The following is a 17,816-nucleotide window of genomic DNA, read 5'->3' as shown; positions in this document are numbered from 1 at the left end:
GGTCCGGTCCACGCTGGTCGCCGCGGACTGAAGCTGCCGGGCCGTGCCCCCGCCGAGATCAAGCGGCTGTGGATCCGTCCCGACAGTCGGAGAAGCGGCTCAGCCCGCGCCCGGACCGGACCGGTGCACGGGGGCCGCTTGAGGGACCAGCGGCGCGCCCTCACCACCCGGTGCGCAGCAGGTGGTTGAGCAGCAGCGCGAGCAGTGCCTGCGCGACGAGCCAGACGCGGGGGCGGGGGAGGAACGCGCAGGCCGGGAGCAGCCACAGCGCGAAGGGCAGCCAGATGCGTTCCGTCTCCGCCTTGCTCATGCCGGACAGGTCCGCCACCAGCACGGCGAGGAGGGCGGCCGACACCAGGACGGCCAGGCGCGTCGCCGCGCTGCAGGGCCTGCCGGGCGCCGCGCGGCGGCGCCCGCCCCGGTGGCGGACCAGTACGGCGGCCGTGCGCCGCAGACCCGCCGCCGTCGCCAGGCCCGTGACGAGCACCGTGCACGCCAGGTTGGCCCACACCCAGTAGCCGTACGGGCGGACGCCGCCCGCGCCCTGGTGGTAGCGCGTCACCAGCAACCGGTAGCCCTCCCACCAGTCGAACCCGGCGGCGGTGAACGCCGCGGGGGCCACGGCGAGTCCGGCGAGCAGCGCCAGCAACAGGAGGGGACGCCGGCGGATCCCGGGCCGGCCGAGCACGAGGACCGCGGCCCCGACCAGCGCGACGAGTGTGAGGCCGTACGAGAGATAGCAGGTCAGCCCGAACAGCAACCCGGACACCCCCGCCCACCACGCGGACCGCCCGGTGACCGCCAGCGCCAGCAGCGCCACCGCCCAGGCCGCGACGGCCGCGAACCAGGCGTCGGCCGAGGTGCCCATCCACACCGCCGCCGGGGCCAGGACGAGGAAGGGGGCCGCCCGCCGGGCGAGTGCCTCGCTCGCCAGGGCCCGGACCGCGACCAGCACGGCCACACAGGCCGTCGCCCCGACGACCACGCACCACGTCCCGGCCCAGCCCCCGCCCCGCAGCCCGATCCGGTCGAGCAGCACGAAGGTGAGCGTCGCGGCCGGGGGGTGACCGACCACGTGGGCGGGCCAGTGGTCGGGGGAGTCGAGCAGGATGTGCCCGGTGAAGCCCCGCAGGGCGGCGGGGATGTCGTGGAAGCGGTCGACGACCTGGAGGTACTCGTAGCGCGTGGTGAGCCGGACGGCGACGCCCCGGTGCCAGCCGTCGATCAGGGCGAGAGAGAAGATCCACGCCGTCGACGCGGCCCAGACCAGCGGCAGCAGGGCCCGCCAGGGCAGCCGGGCCGCGAGGGAGGGGCCGTAGGACACCGCGGCGACGGCCATCAGGACGGCAGCCGGGGTGCCGGGGCCCAGATGAGGGCCCCAGGACGCCAGCAACGGCGGCCAGTCGACGAACAGGGTGCGGCTTCTTCCCTCGATGCGGCGGCCGACCAGTACCGCCGCCACCACGAGCAGCACGGCGGCTGCGGCGGCGTACAGGTCCCGGCGCGGGCCGCGGGACGGGGCGGGGGAGGGCGGGGTGCCGGCCGGGGCGGGGGAGGGCGGGGTGCGGATCACACCGGAACGCTAGGCCGCGCGGCCGGTCACCCGCCGCCGTCCGGGCCCGATGTCAGCGTTTCGTCATGGGCGCGGCACCCTGTCGGAGGCTCCTGCCGTCCTACCGTCGGCTCATGCGAGACGACCCACGCGATCCACTCCTCCCCACCTCCCCCGGCTTCTGGCGCAGCCCCCTGCGCGGCCCCTGGTTCACGTCGGTGCTGGGCCTCGTCCTGCTCGCCGGGATCACCGTGCTGTTCGTGACGGGCCTGGTCTCGTACGCGGCCTACAACCCGGACCTGTCGCCGGTGAACGACAAGACCCCCGACAAGGGGATCCTCGGCTTCTACCTCTTCGCCTGGCCGACGGACCCGCACTGGCTGTACCGGCTCACCCAGGGCGTCCACGTCACCCTGGGGGTCACGCTGATCCCCGTGCTGCTCGCCAAGCTGTGGTCGGTGGTGCCGAGGCTGTTCACGCTGCCGCCGGCCCGTTCCCTCACGCACGCGCTGGAGCGGCTGTCGCTGCTGCTGCTGGTCGGCGGCGGACTGTTCGAGTTCGTGACCGGTGTCCTCAACGTCCAGCTCGACTACGTCTTCCCGGGCTCCTTCTACCCCTTGCACTTCTACGGCGCCTGGGTGTTCTTCGCCGCGTTCGTCGCGCACGCGGTGCTGAAGACCCCCGCCGCCCTGCGCACCCTGCGGCAGCGGCGCGAGGAGCCCGGCGACCTGGTGTCCCCGCGACCCGACCGGCCGACCGTCTCCCGCCGGGGCGCCCTGTGGTTCGTCGGGGGCGGCTCGCTGCTGCTGTTCGCGACCACCGTGGGGCAGAACTTCGGCGGGGCGCTGCGCCGCACCGCCCTCCTGGCCCCGCACGGCGGCGGCGACCCCGGCAGCGGCCCGAACGGCTTCCAGATCAACAAGACCGCCGCCCACGCCGGGATCGTCCCGGCCGAGACCGGCCCGGACACCTGGCGGCTGGTGCTGACCGGCCGCACCGGAACCGTCCGCCTCAGCCGCGCCCAGCTCGCCGAACTGCCGCAGCACAGCGCCGCGTTGCCGATCGCCTGCGTGGAGGGCTGGTCCACCCCCGACCAGGGGTGGCGCGGGGTGCGGCTGCGCGACCTCGCGGCGCTCGTCGGCCACGACGACCCGACGGACCTGTTCGTCGAGTCGCTCCAGCGGCACGGCGCCTTCCGCAAGGCCGCCCTGCGCGCCAACCAGGTGTCCGACCCGCGTTCCCTGCTCGCCCTGTCCGTCAACGGCGAGGAGCTGTCCCCCGACCACGGCCACCCGGCCCGGATCATCGTCCCCGCGGCGCCCGGCGTGCTGAACACCAAGTGGGTGGCCCGGATGACCTTCGGAGACCTCTGATGCGCCGGCCCCGGATCCCCCTCGGAAGCCCGTTCCAGCTCCTGCTGCTCGTCTGCTCGTTCGCCCTCGCCGCCTACGCGGGCGTGCGCCTGCTGGCCGGCGACTGGTTCGGCGTCGCGCTGTGGGTGGTGGGCGCGGCCCTGCTGCACGACCTCGTGCTGCTGCCGCTGTACGCGGTGGCCGACCGAGCCGTCGTACGCGCTCTCGACGCGGTCGGCCACCGGGACCTGACGCTGTACGCGCGCGTCCCGGCGGCCCTGTCCGGCCTGCTGCTCCTGGTGTGGTTCCCGCTGATCAGCGGCATGGTCGAGGAACGCTACCGGTCCGCCACCGCTCTGCCCGCCGACGTGTTCCTCGGCCGCTGGCTGCTGATCACCGCGGTCCTCTTCGGCGGCTCGGCGCTGCTCGTGGCGCCGCGGCTGCGCAGGGCCGCGAACCGCCGTCCGCCGGCCGTCCACTGACCGGCCCGCTCCCAGCCCCGGGCGTGCCGCAGCAGGGCGCGGGTGCCGAGCCGCGCCCAGGGGAAGGGGGCGCCGGCGGTGGCCCGGGCGTCGGTGATGCGGACGCGCACGCGTTCGTCGACGTCGGCCGGGGCGGTCTCCGCGATCAGCAGGCCGCCCGGGCGCAGCAACCGGGCGACCCGCGCCAGCAGCGTGTGCGGATCGCCGCCGATGCCGAGGTTGCCGTCCATGAGCAGCACGGTGTCCCAGCGGCCCTCTCCGGGCAGCGGCTCGAAGACCGACCGCCGCAGCGCCCGGCCACCGAGCCGCACGGTGTGCTCGACGGCGGCCTCGCTGACGTCGATGCCCAGCACGGGCCTGCCCCGCGCGGCGAGTTCCGCCACCAGCCGCCCGGGTCCGCACCCCACGTCCAGCACCGTCCCCTCGCAGCGGTCCAGGACGTCCCGGTCGACCGCGTCGGCGCGGGCGCACCAGCGTTCCACCTCAAGCGGCAGCAGCCAGCCGTCGGCGCGCCGCAGGAACAGCGGGCCGTGACCGGCGCGCAGGGCCGCGTCGTAGGGGTCGGCTCCCGCCCACGGGGAGACGGGAACCGCGGGGGTGATCCCCGGGAGCCGGCCCGGCGCGGACGCGCCGGGCTGGGCGCTCATCGGGCGGCGCCCGGACCGGCGGCGGGCGGCGCGGCCACGCAGCCGGCCAGCCGCGCCGCGAAACGGCCGCCGGGCACGAGGGCCGCGACCGCGTGCGCGTCGGCCGCCGTGTCGACGTCCCGCAGACGCGGCAGATCGCGCACCCGCAGGCCGGCTTCGACCAGCCGCCGCCGCTGCACGGCCCCCGTCACGGCCGTGGACATGGGCACGCCCCGCAGCAGACCGGGGTCGGGCTCGGCCAGACCGAGGGCCCAGAAGCCGCCGTCCTCCGCCGGGCCGAACCAGGCGTCGACGCCGCCGAAGTCCACGGTGAGCAGCTCCGGCGTCACCTGCGGGGTGTCCATGCCGACGAGCAGGGCCGGGCCGGTGCAGCGCGCGAAGGCGTCCGCCAGCCGTTCGTCGAGACCGCCCGCGCACTGCGGGACGACGTCGAACCCGGGCGGCAGCCAGTCACCCGGCCGGCCGTCGAGGACGAGCAGCCGCCGCACGGCGGGAGCGGCGGCCACGGCGCGCAGGGTGTCCGCCAGGGCGGCCTCGGCCAGCTCGGCCGCCTGCCGCGGCGTGAACGGCGGGGTGAGCCGGGTCTTGACGCGGCCCGGGCGCGGTTCCTTGGCGATGACGAGCAGGGTGGTCAACGGACGGTTCCCCCTTCCCGCGCGGGCGGCTCCGCCAGCACGCGGCTCATGTCCCGGACGGCCTGCCACGTCCCGCGCCAGGTGCCCGTCACCTTGGAGGCGCCGGTGCGCGGCAGGTACGGCACGTCGTGCTCGGCGATCCGCCAGCCGGCGTCGGCCGCGCGGACGACCATCTGGAGCGGATAGCCGCTGCGCCGGTCGGTGAGACCGAGGGCGAGCAGCGGCTCGCGCCGGGCGGCCCGCAGCGGACCGAGGTCGTGCAGGCGCAGCCCGGTACGGCGGCGCAGCATCCGCGCGAGAGCGAGGTTCCCGGCACGGGCGTGCGCGGGCCACGCGCCACGGCTCCGCGGCCGCCGCCGCCCGAGCACCAGGTCGGCCCCGCCCTCGCGCACTTCGCGCACGAAGGGGACCAGGAGCGCCGGGTCGAGCGAGGCGTCGCAGTCGCAGAAGCACACCACCTCGGCGGTGGCGGCGGTCAGCCCCGCGTGGCAGGCGGCGCCGAAGCCGCGGCGGGGCTCGCACACGACGGTCGCGCCGAGCGCGCGGGCGACCTCCGCCGAGCCGTCGGTGGAACCGTTGTCGACGACGAGTGCGCGCCAGCCCGGCGGGATCCGGCCGAGCACCCAGGGCAGGGCCTCGGCCTCGTTCAGGCAGGGCAGCACCACGTCGACGTCCGAAGGTGTCGTCGTCACGGTCTCACCCTACGAACGCGAATCGGGCATAACGGACCATCGCTCCTTACGAAACCCGGACGTCACGGGCCGCGGGGCCCACCGGCACCCCACCGGCGGCGGCGCGGTGCCAGGCTGGAGGCATGCAACAGCCCTACGAGCCCGTGAGGGCGGACGAGGAGTCCCTGCGGATCCTCGTCGTGGACGACGACCCGACCGTCGCCGAGGTCGTCGCCGGATACCTGGACCGCGCCGGCTACGCCGTCGACCGCGCCGACGACGGCCCGACCGCCCTCAGCCGGGCCGCAGCGCACCGGCCGGACCTGGTCGTGCTCGACCTGATGCTGCCGGGCATGGACGGCCTGGAGGTGTGCCGGCGGATCCGCGGGCAGGGCTCCGTGCCGGTCATCATGCTCACCGCGCGCGGCGACGAGGACGACCGCATCCTGGGCCTGGAGGTCGGCGCCGACGACTACGTCACCAAGCCCTTCAGCCCCCGCGAACTCGTCCTGCGCGTGGAGTCGGTCCTGCGCCGCAGCAGGCCCGCCACCCCCGGGCAGCGGCTCGCGGCGGGCGGTCTGACCGTGGACCCCGGGGCCCGCCGCGCCGCCAAGAACGGCGCCGAACTCGCCCTCACCCTCAGGGAGTTCGACCTGCTGTCCTTCTTCCTGCGGCACCCGGGGCGGGCGTTCGGCCGCGAGGACCTGATGCGTGAGGTGTGGGGCTGGGACTTCGGCGACCTGTCGACCGTCACGGTCCACGTCCGCCGCCTGCGCGGCAAGGTCGAGGACGACCCCGCCCGGCCCCGCCTGATCCAGACCGTGTGGGGCGTCGGCTACCGCTTCGACCCGGCGGGCGGGGAGGACCGGCCATGAGCGACACGCTGCTGATCGCCCTGTACGCCTTCGCCGGCGCCGCCGTCACCGGGCTGGCCGGAGCGGGCGTGCTGCGCCTGATCCGGCGCCGCTCGCTGACCGCCTCGCTCGGTGTGGTCGCGGCGGTCGGGGTCGTCGCCATGCTCGCCGGCACGCTCGCCGTCGCCTGGGCGATGTTCCTCTCCCCGCACGACCTGACCGTCGTCACGACCGTGGTCGCGATGGCGGCCGTCGTCTCCCTGGCCACCGCGCTGCTGCTGGGCCGCTGGGTCGTCGCCCGCAGCCGCGCCCTGGCCGTGGCCGCCCGCTCCTTCGGCGACGGCGGCGACTTCACCGCGCCCGACGGCCCGGCCACCGCCGAACTGGAGTCGCTGAGCCGTGAACTGGCCGCCACCAGCGCCCGGCTCGCCGAGTCCCGGCGGCGGGAGCGCGCGCTGGAGACCTCGCGCCGCGAACTCGTCGCCTGGATCTCCCACGACCTGCGCACCCCGCTGGCCGGGCTGCGCGCCATGTCGGAGGCCCTGGAGGACGGCGTCGCCGCCGACCCCGACCGCTATCTGAAGCAGATGCGCACCGAGGTCGAACGCCTCAACGACATGGTCGGCGACCTCTTCGAGCTCTCCCGCATCCACGCCGGCACACTGCCCCTCAGCCCCACCCGCATGTCGCTGTACGACCTGGTCGGCGACGCGCTGGCCGGGGCCGACCCGCTCGCCCGGGAGCACGGGGTGCGGCTGGTCGGAGGCCGGATCGAACCGGTGCCGGTGGAGGTGGACGGCAAGGAGATGAGCCGCGTGCTGGGCAACCTGCTGGTCAACGCCATCCGCCGGACCCCGGCCGACGGCACGGTCGCGATCACCGCCGAGCGTTCCGCCGACGGCGTGGTGCTGTCGGTGACCGACGGCTGCGGCGGCATCCCCGAGGAGGACCTGCCGCGCGTCTTCGACACCGGCTGGCGCGGCACCCACGCCCGCACGCCCCCCGCGGGCGCCGGCCTCGGCCTGGCCATCGTCCGGGGGATCGTGGAGGCGCACCAGGGCCGGGCCACCGTGCGCAACATCCCCGGCGGCTGCCGCTTCGAGGTGGTGCTGCCCACCGCCGCTTCCTGATGCGGGCAGCACCCCACCGGTCTCTACGCCCCCCGCATCCCGGCCCGCGCGAACTCCGCCATGCCCGCCGCGAACCCGACCTCCGGCCGCCACCCGAGTTCCCGCCGCAGCCGCGAGGAGTCCGCGGTGATGTGCCGTACGTCGCCGAGCCGGAACTCGCCGGTGACGGCCGGCTCGGGCCCGCCGTGGGCGGCGGCCAGGGCCCGTGCCATCTCGCCCACGGTGTGCGGGTCGCCGCTGCCGGTGTTGTACGCCGTGAGCACGCCCGGGGCGGCCCGGGCCCGGAGCGCCACCGCGTTGGCCGCCGCCACGTCCCGGACGTGCACGAAGTCCCGCCGCTGCCGGCCGTCCTCGAAGACGCGCGGCGCCTCGCCCCGGGCGAGCGACGAGCGGAAGAAGGAGGCGACTCCGGCGTACGGGGTGTCGCGGGGCATCCTCGGCCCGTACACGTTGTGGTAGCGCAGCGACACGGCCGAACCGCCGGTGCTGCGCGCCCACGCGGCGGCCAGGTGCTCCTGGGTGAGCTTGGTCGTGGCGTACACGTTCCGGGGGTCGGCCGGGGCGTCCTCGCCGACCAGCCCGGGGGAGAGGCCCTCCCCGCACACCGGGCAGCCGGGCTCGAACCGCCCCGCCTCCAGGTCGGCGACGTCCCGCGGCCCGGGCCGTACGTCCCCGTGGCGCGGGCAGGTGTACCGCCCCTCGCCGTAGACCACCATCGACCCGGCCAGTACCAGGTGGGCGACGCCGGTCTCCGCCATGGCGGCGAGCAGCACGGCCGTTCCCAGGTCGTTGTGCGAGACGTACTCGGCCGCGTCGGCCACCCCGGCGCCGAGCCCGACCATCGCGGCCTGATGACACACGGCGTCCACCCCGGCGAGGGCCTCGCGCACGGCCCGCGGGTCCCGCACATCGGCGCCGGGGTCCTCCCGCACGTCGAACACGACCGCCTCGTCCCCCCGCTCCCGCAGGGCGTCGACCACATGGGACCCGATGAACCCGGCACCGCCGGTGACCAGTACACGCATACGGCCACGCTAGGGCGGCGCCGCCCTAGCGCCACGGGACCGCGCCCGCACGTCACGACTCCGTAAGACGGCGGCGGTCACGGCTCCGCGGGACGGCGGCGAGGACCCGGCCCCGCCGTCCCGCCGCGCGGGACCGGAGGTAAGGATTTCGTCATCCGCCGAACGGCCCGGTGCGCCCGTCCGGCCCGTTGAATGGGGCCCGATGACGGACTCTCAGGAGGTGGGCGGCATGGGACGGGTGTGGAGCACGCTGGTCAGGCCGTGGGCGATCGGGGTGCTGGCCGTGGCGGTCGCCGGGGCGGGCTTCGGCCTGTACTGGTTCCAGCCGTGGAAGCTCTGGCAGGACGAGACCGTGCAGGAGGCGCTGCCCGCCGACGCCGCCCGGCCGCCGGCGACGGCACCGCCGTCCGGAGCGTCCCCGGCCCCGGCCCCGGCCGGGCCCAAGACGCTGGCGAGCGGCGAGCTGATCAGCCACGAGCACACGACGTCCGGCACCGTGACGCTCCTGCGGCTTGCCGACGGCAGCCACGTCGTGCGCCTGACACGGCTCGACACCAGCAACGGCCCCGACCTGCGCGTGTGGCTGGCCGACGCGCCGGTGCGCGAAGGACGTGCCGGCTGGCACGTGTTCGACGACGGCGAGTACGTCAGCCTCGGCAGGCTCAAGGGCAACAAGGGCAGCCAGAACTACGCCGTGCCCGAGGGCGTCGACGTGAGCCGCTTCCGCAGCGTCAGCATCTGGTGCGACCGCTTCGACGTGTCGTTCGGGGCGGCGCCCCTCGCCCGCGCCTGACGCGGAGGCCGGGCCGGCGCAGCGGCCTCGGCGGTCCGCGCCGGCGCTTGCTACCCCAGCAGCGCCTGGGCCGCCGCGCCCCCGAGGAAGGCGGCGGCCAGTCCGGCCACGACGCTCACGACGACGTTGGCCGCGGCGTGCAGCCTCGCGCCCGTCTCGGCCAGGCGGACGGTCTCGAAGGAGAACGTGGAGTAGGTGCTCAGCGTCGCGCACAGCCCGGGCCCGACGAGGTGCTGCAGAGCGGACGGCACGGTCGTGGCGGTGGCGGCGCCGGTGAGGAAGCCGAGCACGGTACAGGCGGCGACGTTGACGGTGAGGGTCCCCCAGGGCAGCAGGCCGGTGTGCCGGGCCTGCACGGCGCGGTCGGTCAGGTAGCGCAGGGGCGCCCCGATGACGGCGCCGATCACGACCATCAGCCAGTTCACGCGCCGGTCCCCGTCCTCGCGGCCCGCGGCAGGGCGAGCCACCGGGTGACCCCCGCACCGGCCCAGACGGCGAACAGCGCGGCCGTGAGCGTGACGGCGAGATAGAGCAGCGCGGTCGCGGCGCGGTGGTCGACGAGGAGGCCGCGCGCGTCGACGGCGTAGGTGGAGAACGTGGTGTAGCCGCCGAGGACGCCCGTGCCGAGGAAGGGCCGGACGAGCGGGTGGGCCGTGGTGCGCTCGGTGATCAGCACCATCAGCACGCCCATGGCCGCGCTGCCGGTGACGTTGGTCCAGAACGTGGTCCACGGGAAGGCACCCGGCTCGGTCGGCCAGAGCAGGGTCGCCCCGTAGCGGGCGCAGGCGCCGATGGCGCCGCCGGCCATGACGACGGCGAGGATCTCGGCCTGGCGCCGCCGGGGACCGGGGGCCGTGCGCGGGGGCCAGGGGTCGACGGCCGTGTCGGGATCGACGGGCTCGGCCTGCCAGCCGGTCGGCGGCGTGGTGGGTTCGGGGCGGTCGGGATGCACGGCGTTCAGGCTCCTACCTGATCGGCTCGGACCGCGTGCGGGCACGCGGAAGGGTCAGGTAGGGACCGTTGGCGGCCGGCACGGCCGCGGTTGGGTACGGCGGGCCCCACCGCCGTACTGCCACCCGGCGCGGGGCGGCAGTGCGTCCAGACTACCGGCCGCCCCGAAACGCCCGGCGGGCGGCCTCCCCGCCGGTGCCCGGGGTCGCCGGAACAGCCGGCTCGGCCGTCTCGGCGTTGCGTACGGCCCGGCTCGCCTCCCGGGCGCGACGGCCGCACCCGCCCGGCTGTCTCGGCGTGTGTGTACGGCGCGCTCGGCTGCCTCGGCGTGTGCGTACGGCCCGCTCGGCCGTCCCCGCGTGCGCACACGTCCCGTGACCGTCGCCGTCCGGTTCACCGGCCGTCGGGGCCGACCAGGGTGTCGTCGCTCGTGCGGCCGGCGATGTGGTCCTCGACGTTGCGCGCGGTGGTCTCGGCGATCTGGCCGACCGCGTCCCGGGTGAAGTACGCCTGGTGGGAGGTGACCAGCACGTTGGGGAAGGTCATCAGCCGGGCCAGCCGTTCGTCGGTCATCACCTCCAGCGACTTGTCCAGGAAGAACACCCCGGCCTCCTCCTCGTACACGTCCAGGCCGACACCGGCGAGCCGGCCGGAGCGCAGGGTGGCCAGCAGGGCGTCCGTGTCGACCAGCCCGCCGCGGCTGGAGTTGACCAGGACGGAGTCGTCCTTCATCAGGGCCAGCATCGAGGCGTCCACCAGGTGATGCGTGTCCGTCACCAGCGGCACGTGCAGGCTCACCAGGTCGGACTCGGCGAAGAGCCGCTCGCGCGGGACGTACTCCATGCCGAGCGCCAGGCACTCGGGGTTCTCGGCGACGTCCCAGCCCAGCAGGCGCATGCCGAAGCCGTGCGCGATACGGGTGAACGCGGTGCCGATCTTGCCCGTCCCCACCACGCCCACGGTCCGGCCGTGCAGGTCGCGGCCCAGCAGCCCGTCCAGGCGGAAGTCGAACTCACGCGTGCGGTGCGCCGCCCGGACGACGCGGCGGCCCACGGCCAGGGCCAGCGCCCAGGCGAACTCGGCGACCGAGTACGGCGAGTAGGAGGACACCCGCGCGACGGTGAGGCCGAGTTCGCGGGCCGCGGCCAGGTCGATGTTGTTGTAGCCGGTGGCCCGCTGGGCGATCATCTCGACGCCCGCCTTGGACAGGCTCCGCAGCACCTCGGCGTCCAGGATGTCGTTCACGCTGCTGAGCACGATCCGGTGCCCCGCCGCCGTGGGGGCGGTGTCCCGGTCGAGGAACGGCTCCAGGCAGCGCAGCTCGTGCCGGTCGCCGAACCGCCGGTCGAAGGCCGCCCGCAGCAGGGGCCGCTCGTCGTGGAGGACTCCGTACGCGATGATCTTCACGTCATTCCGCTCCCGCCTCGGTGGCTCGTCCAGCAGCGACCCTAGGCGGGTTCCGGCGTTCCCGCCCGGGCCGGCCGGCCCCGGCCGCGAGGGCCGACCGTCCCGGGCGGCCCGGACAGCACCTGCCGCGAGCTGCGGACACGGATCGACGCGGGCGTGCGACGCCCGGGGACCGGGTGGTGAGGCGTGTGCGCTGGCGGGCCGTCGACGTCGGCGAGAGGCTGCTGGGGTGGGCCGGGACGGACTCCGGTGCCGGGACGTCCCGGTGCCGGGCCCGGGCGGTGCGGCCACGCGCGTGACCGGAGCCGGGCGTGAGGCGTCCCCGTCACCGTGCGCCCTGCCCGCACCGGCGGCCCGCCCGGAACGAGCGCCGTAGCGCCGGAGCGCCGGAGCGCCGGAGCGCCGGAGCGCCGGAGCGCCGGAGCGGCGGGGCTGCGGGCCGTGCGGCGCGCCAGGAAGGATGAGGACGATGGACCTGCCGATCGTCGTGGGCGTCGACGGCTCCGAGTCGAGCCTGCGGGCCGTGGACTGGGCGGCCGACGAGGCCGCGCTGCGCGAGGTCCCGCTGCACGTGCTGTACGCGTCCCTGTGGGAGCGCTACGAACAGGCCGTCTTCCCCACGGCTCCCGAGCGCTCCGAGCGGCTGCTCACCGACGTCCTCGTCGTGGCCGCGGCCAAACGCGCCCGCGAGCGGGTGCCCGGCGTGAAGGTCACCACCGAGGTCGTGCCGGCCGGGCCGGTGCCCGTACTGCGCCGGGCGGCGGGCAAGGCCTCGGCGCTCGTCGTCGGCAACCGCGGCCGCGGGGGCGCCGGCGAACTGCTGCTGGGGTCGGTCGGACTGGCCGTGGCCGGGCGCGCCGACGGCCCGGTGATCGTGGTGCGCGGCGACGCGGACGGGCAGGGCGGGGCCCGGCCGGTCGTCGTCGGAGTTCCGGACGAGGCGGCCGATGCGCGGGCGGTGCGTTTCGCCTTCCGGGAGGCCGCCCGGCGCCGGGTGCCGCTGGTGGCCGTGCGGGCCTGGCACCGGCCCGCTCCCGAAGCCACCGACATCCCCCTGCTCACGGGCGAGCCCACCGCCGCCTACCGGCAGCGCGCCGACCGGGAGCTGGAGGCCGGACTGCGCGGGCCGTCCGGGGAGCACCCGGGCGTCGAGGTGCACCGGCAGACCGTCGAGGGCCACGCCCGCACCGCGCTGCTCGACGCCTCGGCGGGCGCCGCTCTCCTCGTCATCGGCGCCCGCCATCCCCACGGACGCTTCGGCCTCCACATCGGCCGGGTCACCCACGGCGTCCTGCACCACGCGGCCTGCCCGGTGGCGGTGGTCCCCGAGCCGTGTGACCGCACCCGGCCTGTGTGACCGCGCCCGGCCGGTGTGACCCTACCGAGGCGGTGGGTCCATGCCGCTGCTGTGCGACCGCACCGGGCCGGTCCGTCCGTACCGGCCCGGTCCGTCCGTACCGGGCCGGTCCGTCCGTGCCGGGCCGGTGTGACCGTCCCCGTGCGGCCCCGGGCCCTCCCGCACCCGATCCGGCATCACGGCGAGCGCGGAACGCACCACCCCGGGCGGTGCGTTTCCGCGCTCGCGGTCACGCGGTGGTGCCGACCCGTCCCATGCGGAGCGCGGAGACCAGGAAGAAGACCCCGCCGAGGAAGGCGTAGCCCGCCAGGGCCCCCAGCGAGGCACCGTCCTGGCCGGCCTGCACGATGAAGGAACCTCCGGCCAGGGTGGACAGACCGCCGGAGGCGATCATCGGCCACTGCCCCCGCAGCCCGCGCCGCAGGACACCCACGACCAGCTGCACGAGCCCCGCCGTGATCGCCCAGGCGCCCCAGACGCGCAGCACGGCCGGGATGCCGGAGAGGGACGCGGCGACCAGCGCGGCGGCCGTGACGGTGCTGAGCACGATGTTGGCCTGCAGACCGCGCGAGGGCGCTCCGTTCGCCCGGGCGGACCTCAGGTCGGCGACGGCGCACCCCACGTCGAACAAGGGGTAGATCACCAGCAGGGCGGCGCTGAACGGCCCCAGGGTGTCCGCGGTGGTGAAGAGCAGGACGGCCCACACCGCGGCGAACGCGAAGCGCAGGAGGTACAGACGGCGCAGCGCCGCGGACGCGGCGGCGAGAGACGTGGATGCGGGGGCGGGAGCGAGGACGGTACGGGGCATGGCAGGACCTCTTCCTGTCGGTGTGGCTGCGCAGGGCTTCGGGAACGGCGGACCGGCTCCATGAGGGAGAACGTTCGGTCTCTTCTTGTATCCAAAGGGCTGCCCGCTCCGCTGTCAAGACCGAACGTTCTCCCTCATCCGCTGGTACCGTGGCGCCATGAGCGCGCGCACAACAGGCGGGAGCAGGTCCGAAGCCAGGTCACGGCTGCTCGACACGGCGACCCGGATCTTCTACGCCGAGGGCATTCATTCCGTCGGCGTGGACCGGATCATCGCGGAAGCCGAGGTCACGCGCGCGACCCTGTACCGGCACTTCAAGGGCAAGGACGAGCTGATCCTCGCCTACCTGGAGCGAGCCGACCAGGGCATCCGGGGACAGGTCGACGCCGTCCGGGCCCAGGGGCTGCCCGCGGCGGACACGGTCCGCGCCGTCGGCCGGTCGATCACCGAGGGCATCCGGTCGACCGGGTTCCGTGGCTGTGCCTTCCTGAACGCGGCGGCCGAGTACCCCGACCCGGCGCACCCGGTCCACCGGGCCGTGCTGGCTCACCGGCAGTGGTTCCTGGAGACCGTCACGGAGTTGCTGGCGCAGGCCGGCTGCACGCCTCCGGACGCGGCGGGCCGGCACTTCGTCATGCTGCGGGACGGCGCCATGGCGGCCGGCTGCCTGTTCGACCCCGACCTGATCTCCGAGACGTTCCTGAAGGGTGTCGAGGAGCTCCTGCGCGCGCGGTCGTGACCTCGCCCGCGGTCGCGGCCTGAGGCGGATCGGAGGCGACGCCCTCAGACGGCCTTGCCCTCGCCTGCGGTCTGCGCGCCGCCCGCGGTCTGCGCGCCGCCCGCGGTCACCGGTACGCCGGGCAGGACCTCGAAGACCCCGGTCAGGCCGGTGTGCCGGAACACGCGCCGCAGGAAGGCCCCGACGCCCACCAGGCGCAGCCGTCCGCTGCGCGCGAGCACGCGGTTCCGGGTCCGGCACAGGACGCTCAGCCCCGCGCAGTCGATGAAGGACACGGCACGCAGATCCAGCACCAGGTCGGGGCAGGGTTCGGCGGTCAGCGCGTCGAGCCGTTCCCGCAGGGCCGGCGCCGTGAGCAGGTCGATCTCGCCGTGCACCGTCACGACGCGTTCCGCGCTCCGCGCCGGCCGGGGTGCGCACCTGCCGGTGATCTCGGACATGGCCCTGAGCAAAGCGTGCCGGGCGGGGCGCGCGGTAGGGCCGATCGGCCCATGTCCGCCAGGGCCGGAAGAACCCCGTGCGGCAGGAGCGGCCCGGCCGCCGGCCGCACGAGGCCCGTCGGTCCGTGCCAGGGCCGTCCGGCCCAAGCGCGTCCCGCCGATCCGCGCGAAGCTGGAACTGCGGCAGAACCGGGCAGATCGCCCGCGCCACCGAGACGGCACCGCCGCCCAAGGCCCTGAAGGCCCCGAAGGCTCCGAAGCCACCGGGCGACCCAGCCACCGAAGTCATCGAAGCCACCGAAGTCACCGAAGCCACCGAAGCCACGCAGTCACCGAACCACCGCAGTCACTGCAGCCAGGACCGCCATGAACGCCGGAAACGGCACGAGCGGCAGGAAACGCCAGGAACGGCAGGAAGGTGGGAACGCCATGAAGGGCCACGTCTTCCACGGCCCCGGACAGTCCGCCTGGCAGGACGTCCCGGACCCGGGCATCAAGGAGGCGACCGACGCGATCGTACGGGTCGACGCGGTCACCATCTGCGGAACGGACCTGCACATCCTCAAGGGCGGTGTCCCCGAGGTGCGTCCCGGCACGGTGCTGGGCCACGAGGCGGTCGGCGAGATCGTGGACGTCGGCGATGACGTGCGCACGGTACGGCCGGGGGACCGGGTGCTGGTCTCCTGCATCACCGCCTGCGGCCGCTGCCGTTTCTGCCGCGAGGGCATGTACGGCCAGTGCCGGGGCGGCGGTGGCTGGATCCTCGGCCACCTGATCGACGGCACCCAGGCCGAGTACGTCCGCGTGCCGTACGCCGACCTCTCCCTGCACGCGCTGCCCGCCTCCCTCGACAGCAGGGACGCCGTGCTGCTGGCCGACATCTTCCCGACCGCCTACGAGGTCGGCGTGCTCAACGGGCACGTACGGCCCGGCGACACCGTCGCCGTCGTCGGGGCCGGCCCCGTCGGTCTCGCGGCCGTCGCCACGGCCCGGCTGTTCTCGCCCGAGCGGATCGTCGCCGTCGACCTGGCCGCCCCCCGGCTGGAGGCGGCCCGCCGGCTCGGCGCGGACGCGGTGGCGGACGCCCGGGAGGAACCCGAGCAGCTGATCGCGGACCTCACCGACGGGCTCGGCGCGGACGTGACCGTCGAGGCGGTCGGCGTCCCCGAGACCTTCGAGCTCTGCACGCGCATGGTGCGGCCCGGCGGGCACGTCGCCAACGTCGGCGTCCACGGCAGGCCCGCGACCCTGCACCTGGAAGACCTGTGGATCAGGAACGTCACCCTCACCACCGGCCTGGTGGACACCTACTCCACCCCCACCCTGCTCCGGATGGCGGCCGCGGGCCGGCTGCCCACCGGGCAGCTGGTCACGCACGACTTCCCCCTGGCCCGCATGGAGGAGGCGTACGACGTCTTCGCCCGGGCCGCCGACACCGGCGCGCTCAAGGTGGTGCTGGGCGAGGAGCGGCACGAGGACGTCGTCCCCTACCGGGCGGCCTGACGAGAGACACGACGAGAGAGAGGTGGCGGGCATGAACGAACGGGCCTCGTCGCATCCGGTGGGAAGCCGTACCCGGGGCGATCTCGGGCGGCGGATCACCCATCGGCGCACGGAACTCGGCCTGTCCCGCGAGGAGACGGCCACCCGCGCGGGCATGGCCCCGGCCTACCTCCAGTACCTGGAGGAGAGGCCGACGGCGGACCCCGGCGCGGGCACCCTGCTGCGGCTGGCAGGGGCACTGAGGACCACGGTGTGGCACCTGACCGGCGGCGACACCGAGCTGCCGCCCGGCCTCGGCCACGCCGCCCGGACCCCCGAGTTCACGGAGCTGACCGAGGCGGAATGCCGCTCCTTGCTCGCCACCCACGGAGTGGGGCGCCTCGCCGTACCGGCGGACACCGGGCCGCTCATCGTGCCGGTCAACTACCAGGTCGTCGAGGGCGCGATCGTCTTCCGCACCGCGCCCGGCACGACGCCCGCCGAGGCGGACGGCCACCAGGTCGCCTTCGAGGTGGACCGTATCGACGAGGCGTTCAGCGAGGGCTGGAGCGTGCTGGTGCGCGGCCCCGCGAGGGCGGTGACGGACCGGGAGGAGGCGGCCCGGCTCGACGAGCAGGCGCACACCACGCCCTGGGCGGGCGGCCCGCGCGACCTGTGGCTGCGCATCGAGCCGGTCGCCGTCACCGGGCGCCGGATCACGGTCTGAAGGACGTCCGTCCCGGCCTTTCACGGCAGGCCGAGCCCCACGGCAGGCACCGTCCGGCCGGGGCGGCGCAGACTGGAACCACGCCCGTGAGGGGGAAGCGCGATGACGCAGACGCCGGACAGGACCGCGACCCGGGTGCGGCTGTGGCGGTGGCGGAGCAACCCGCTGCGCCGGCGCAGCGACCGCGCCGAGGGCTGGATCCTGCTGGTCGGACGGCTACTCGCCGTGCTGTGCGCGGTGATCGCGGCTCTGCCGGCGGCCGGGGCCGTGGACGACACCCTCGCCGCGCAGCGCGCGCAGGCGCGGGAGGTGCCCGCCGTGCTGACCGAGCGGGCCCCGAGAACCCCGCCGGTGACGACCGACGGCTCGGGCGGCGACACGGTGTGGGCCCGGGTGCGCTGGACGGCACCGGACGGCTCTGCGCGCACCGGACGGACCGAGGTCCCACCCGACGCCGCGGCGGGAACACGGGTGACGGTGTGGACGGACGGCGCCGGCAGGCTGGTCGGGACGCCTCCCGGCCCGGCGGAGTCGCTGTTCCAGGCGGTCGGCACGGGCGTCCTCGCGGGCGCCGTCGCCGGGGCGGCCGTCTGGGGTTGCGGACGGCTCGCGCGCCTGCGGCTGGACCGGCTGCGACTGGACCGGTGGGACGCGGAGTGGGCCCGGGTCGGACCGCAGTGGACGAGACGGATCACCGGCTGAACGGGGACGCCCCACCGGGGACAGCTGGTTCGTCACCCCCGCGGAGGGCCGGGTCATGACGC

At 75.6% G+C, this 17,816-nt stretch carries 19 protein-coding genes; 9 read left to right on the top strand and 10 right to left on the bottom strand.

Going from position 1 to position 17,816, the window contains the following annotated elements:
- Positions 1 to 160: 160 nt before the first annotated feature.
- The gene (locus ACPXCS_RS33165; RefSeq protein ID WP_425950838.1) at positions 161 to 1,570 is read right to left on the bottom strand and encodes a hypothetical protein; all 1,410 of its coding nucleotides are present in this window, start codon (positions 1,568 to 1,570) and stop codon (positions 161 to 163) included.
- A 116-nt stretch (positions 1,571 to 1,686) separates the two neighbouring features.
- Here ACPXCS_RS33165 and ACPXCS_RS33160 point away from each other — a divergent pair, with 116 nt between their 5' ends.
- Positions 1,687 to 2,925 (top strand): molybdopterin-dependent oxidoreductase, encoded by a 1,239-nt coding sequence (locus ACPXCS_RS33160; RefSeq protein WP_425950775.1) that lies wholly within the window; start codon positions 1,687 to 1,689, stop codon positions 2,923 to 2,925.
- Positions 2,926 to 3,241: 316 nt separating this feature from the next.
- Here ACPXCS_RS33160 and ACPXCS_RS33155 read toward each other — a convergent pair whose 3' ends face one another.
- From ACPXCS_RS33155 to ACPXCS_RS33145, 3 genes are read right to left on the bottom strand one after another with little or no spacing between them, the layout of a single operon-like run.
- Positions 3,242 to 4,033 (bottom strand): class I SAM-dependent methyltransferase, encoded by a 792-nt coding sequence (locus ACPXCS_RS33155; protein WP_425950776.1) that lies wholly within the window; start codon positions 4,031 to 4,033, stop codon positions 3,242 to 3,244.
- Positions 4,030 to 4,668, bottom strand: coding sequence for a TIGR04282 family arsenosugar biosynthesis glycosyltransferase (locus tag ACPXCS_RS33150; protein ID WP_425950777.1), 639 nt, complete (start codon positions 4,666 to 4,668; stop codon positions 4,030 to 4,032). The genes ACPXCS_RS33155 and ACPXCS_RS33150 overlap by 4 nt, the downstream gene beginning before the upstream one ends.
- Positions 4,665 to 5,360 (bottom strand): glycosyltransferase family 2 protein, encoded by a 696-nt coding sequence (locus ACPXCS_RS33145; RefSeq protein WP_425950778.1) that lies wholly within the window; start codon positions 5,358 to 5,360, stop codon positions 4,665 to 4,667. The genes ACPXCS_RS33150 and ACPXCS_RS33145 overlap by 4 nt, the downstream gene beginning before the upstream one ends.
- 122 nt (positions 5,361 to 5,482) lie before the next feature.
- Between ACPXCS_RS33145 and ACPXCS_RS33140 the strand changes: the two genes are divergently transcribed.
- Both ACPXCS_RS33140 and ACPXCS_RS33135 read left to right on the top strand, forming a co-directional pair.
- On the top strand, positions 5,483 to 6,214 hold the full coding sequence (locus tag ACPXCS_RS33140; RefSeq protein WP_425950779.1) for a response regulator transcription factor: 732 nt from the start codon (positions 5,483 to 5,485) through the stop codon (positions 6,212 to 6,214).
- Positions 6,211 to 7,323, top strand: coding sequence for a sensor histidine kinase (locus ACPXCS_RS33135; protein ID WP_425950780.1), 1,113 nt, complete (start codon positions 6,211 to 6,213; stop codon positions 7,321 to 7,323). The genes ACPXCS_RS33140 and ACPXCS_RS33135 overlap by 4 nt, the downstream gene beginning before the upstream one ends.
- A gap of 23 nt (positions 7,324 to 7,346) precedes the next feature.
- On the opposite strand, the gene ACPXCS_RS33130 is transcribed toward ACPXCS_RS33135, so the two are convergent.
- Positions 7,347 to 8,348, bottom strand: a complete 1,002-nt coding sequence (locus ACPXCS_RS33130; protein WP_425950781.1) for an NAD-dependent epimerase/dehydratase family protein — start codon at positions 8,346 to 8,348, stop codon at positions 7,347 to 7,349.
- A 229-nt stretch (positions 8,349 to 8,577) separates the two neighbouring features.
- Here ACPXCS_RS33130 and ACPXCS_RS33125 point away from each other — a divergent pair, with 229 nt between their 5' ends.
- The gene (locus ACPXCS_RS33125; protein WP_425950839.1) at positions 8,578 to 9,141 is read left to right on the top strand and encodes a DM13 domain-containing protein; all 564 of its coding nucleotides are present in this window, start codon (positions 8,578 to 8,580) and stop codon (positions 9,139 to 9,141) included.
- Between the two features lie 50 nt (positions 9,142 to 9,191).
- On the opposite strand, the gene ACPXCS_RS33120 is transcribed toward ACPXCS_RS33125, so the two are convergent.
- From ACPXCS_RS33120 to ACPXCS_RS33110, 3 genes are all read right to left on the bottom strand, one after another.
- Complete coding sequence (locus ACPXCS_RS33120) at positions 9,192 to 9,566, bottom strand: fluoride efflux transporter FluC (RefSeq protein ID WP_425950782.1); 375 nt, start codon at positions 9,564 to 9,566, stop codon at positions 9,192 to 9,194.
- Entirely contained in the window at positions 9,563 to 10,093 is a 531-nt protein-coding gene (locus ACPXCS_RS33115) for a fluoride efflux transporter FluC (RefSeq protein WP_425950783.1), read from the bottom strand. Before ACPXCS_RS33115 ends, ACPXCS_RS33120 begins: the two co-directional genes overlap by 4 nt.
- 392 nt (positions 10,094 to 10,485) lie before the next feature.
- A complete protein-coding gene (locus ACPXCS_RS33110; RefSeq protein WP_425950784.1) occupies positions 10,486 to 11,499 on the bottom strand; it encodes a 2-hydroxyacid dehydrogenase in 1,014 nt (337 codons plus the stop codon).
- Positions 11,500 to 11,968: 469 nt separating this feature from the next.
- On the opposite strand from ACPXCS_RS33110, the gene ACPXCS_RS33105 reads away from it, so the two are divergent.
- Positions 11,969 to 12,856, top strand: a complete 888-nt coding sequence (locus ACPXCS_RS33105) for a universal stress protein (RefSeq protein WP_425950785.1) — start codon at positions 11,969 to 11,971, stop codon at positions 12,854 to 12,856.
- Between the two features lie 229 nt (positions 12,857 to 13,085).
- Here the strand turns inward: ACPXCS_RS33105 and ACPXCS_RS33100 are convergent, their stop codons facing one another.
- The gene (locus ACPXCS_RS33100) at positions 13,086 to 13,664 is read right to left on the bottom strand and encodes a hypothetical protein (RefSeq protein WP_425950786.1); all 579 of its coding nucleotides are present in this window, start codon (positions 13,662 to 13,664) and stop codon (positions 13,086 to 13,088) included.
- A gap of 157 nt (positions 13,665 to 13,821) precedes the next feature.
- Here ACPXCS_RS33100 and ACPXCS_RS33095 point away from each other — a divergent pair, with 157 nt between their 5' ends.
- Entirely contained in the window at positions 13,822 to 14,403 is a 582-nt protein-coding gene (locus ACPXCS_RS33095; RefSeq protein ID WP_425950787.1) for a TetR/AcrR family transcriptional regulator, read from the top strand.
- 44 nt (positions 14,404 to 14,447) lie between these two features.
- On the opposite strand, the gene ACPXCS_RS33090 is transcribed toward ACPXCS_RS33095, so the two are convergent.
- Positions 14,448 to 14,843 carry an STAS domain-containing protein gene (locus ACPXCS_RS33090; RefSeq protein WP_425950788.1) on the bottom strand — a complete coding sequence of 132 codons (396 nt, stop codon included), beginning with the start codon at positions 14,841 to 14,843 and terminating at the stop codon, positions 14,448 to 14,450.
- A 429-nt stretch (positions 14,844 to 15,272) separates the two neighbouring features.
- Between ACPXCS_RS33090 and ACPXCS_RS33085 the strand changes: the two genes are divergently transcribed.
- From ACPXCS_RS33085 to ACPXCS_RS33075, 3 genes are all read left to right on the top strand, one after another.
- Entirely contained in the window at positions 15,273 to 16,346 is a 1,074-nt protein-coding gene (locus ACPXCS_RS33085) for a zinc-dependent alcohol dehydrogenase family protein (RefSeq protein ID WP_425950789.1), read from the top strand.
- Positions 16,347 to 16,377: 31 nt separating this feature from the next.
- A complete protein-coding gene (locus ACPXCS_RS33080; RefSeq protein ID WP_425950790.1) occupies positions 16,378 to 17,052 on the top strand; it encodes a helix-turn-helix domain-containing protein in 675 nt (224 codons plus the stop codon).
- A gap of 102 nt (positions 17,053 to 17,154) precedes the next feature.
- Positions 17,155 to 17,754: an Rv1733c family protein gene (locus ACPXCS_RS33075; RefSeq protein ID WP_425950791.1), complete on the top strand. Its 600-nt coding sequence runs from the start codon at positions 17,155 to 17,157 to the stop codon at positions 17,752 to 17,754.
- Positions 17,755 to 17,816 lie beyond the last annotated feature (62 nt).

The organism is Streptomyces sp. DT190, from assembly GCF_049846985.1.
Lineage (GTDB): Bacteria > Actinomycetota > Actinomycetes > Streptomycetales > Streptomycetaceae > Streptomyces.
The sequence above is the reverse complement of the archived record's forward strand: the minus strand, read 5'-3'. Positions and strand labels throughout refer to the sequence as shown.

Bases quoted from the DNA above. Each gene is read 5' to 3' on its own strand.
- ACPXCS_RS33105 (WP_425950785.1), top strand. From the start codon at position 11,969: ATGGACCTGCCGATCGTCGTGGGCGTCGACGGCTCCGAGTCGAGCCTG.
- ACPXCS_RS33140 (WP_425950779.1), top strand. From the start codon at position 5,483: ATGCAACAGCCCTACGAGCCCGTGAGGGCGGACGAGGAGTCCCTGCGG.
- ACPXCS_RS33160 (WP_425950775.1), top strand. From the start codon at position 1,687: ATGCGAGACGACCCACGCGATCCACTCCTCCCCACCTCCCCCGGCTTC.
- ACPXCS_RS33095 (WP_425950787.1), top strand. From the start codon at position 13,822: ATGAGCGCGCGCACAACAGGCGGGAGCAGGTCCGAAGCCAGGTCACGG.
- ACPXCS_RS33085 (WP_425950789.1), top strand. From the start codon at position 15,273: ATGAAGGGCCACGTCTTCCACGGCCCCGGACAGTCCGCCTGGCAGGAC.
- ACPXCS_RS33080 (WP_425950790.1), top strand. From the start codon at position 16,378: ATGAACGAACGGGCCTCGTCGCATCCGGTGGGAAGCCGTACCCGGGGC.
- ACPXCS_RS33125 (WP_425950839.1), top strand. From the start codon at position 8,578: ATGGGACGGGTGTGGAGCACGCTGGTCAGGCCGTGGGCGATCGGGGTG.
- ACPXCS_RS33130 (WP_425950781.1), bottom strand. From the start codon at position 8,348: ATGCGTGTACTGGTCACCGGCGGTGCCGGGTTCATCGGGTCCCATGTG.
- ACPXCS_RS33135 (WP_425950780.1), top strand. From the start codon at position 6,211: ATGAGCGACACGCTGCTGATCGCCCTGTACGCCTTCGCCGGCGCCGCC.
- ACPXCS_RS33155 (WP_425950776.1), bottom strand. From the start codon at position 4,033: ATGAGCGCCCAGCCCGGCGCGTCCGCGCCGGGCCGGCTCCCGGGGATC.
- ACPXCS_RS33090 (WP_425950788.1), bottom strand. From the start codon at position 14,843: ATGTCCGAGATCACCGGCAGGTGCGCACCCCGGCCGGCGCGGAGCGCG.
- ACPXCS_RS33100 (WP_425950786.1), bottom strand. From the start codon at position 13,664: ATGCCCCGTACCGTCCTCGCTCCCGCCCCCGCATCCACGTCTCTCGCC.
- ACPXCS_RS33075 (WP_425950791.1), top strand. From the start codon at position 17,155: ATGACGCAGACGCCGGACAGGACCGCGACCCGGGTGCGGCTGTGGCGG.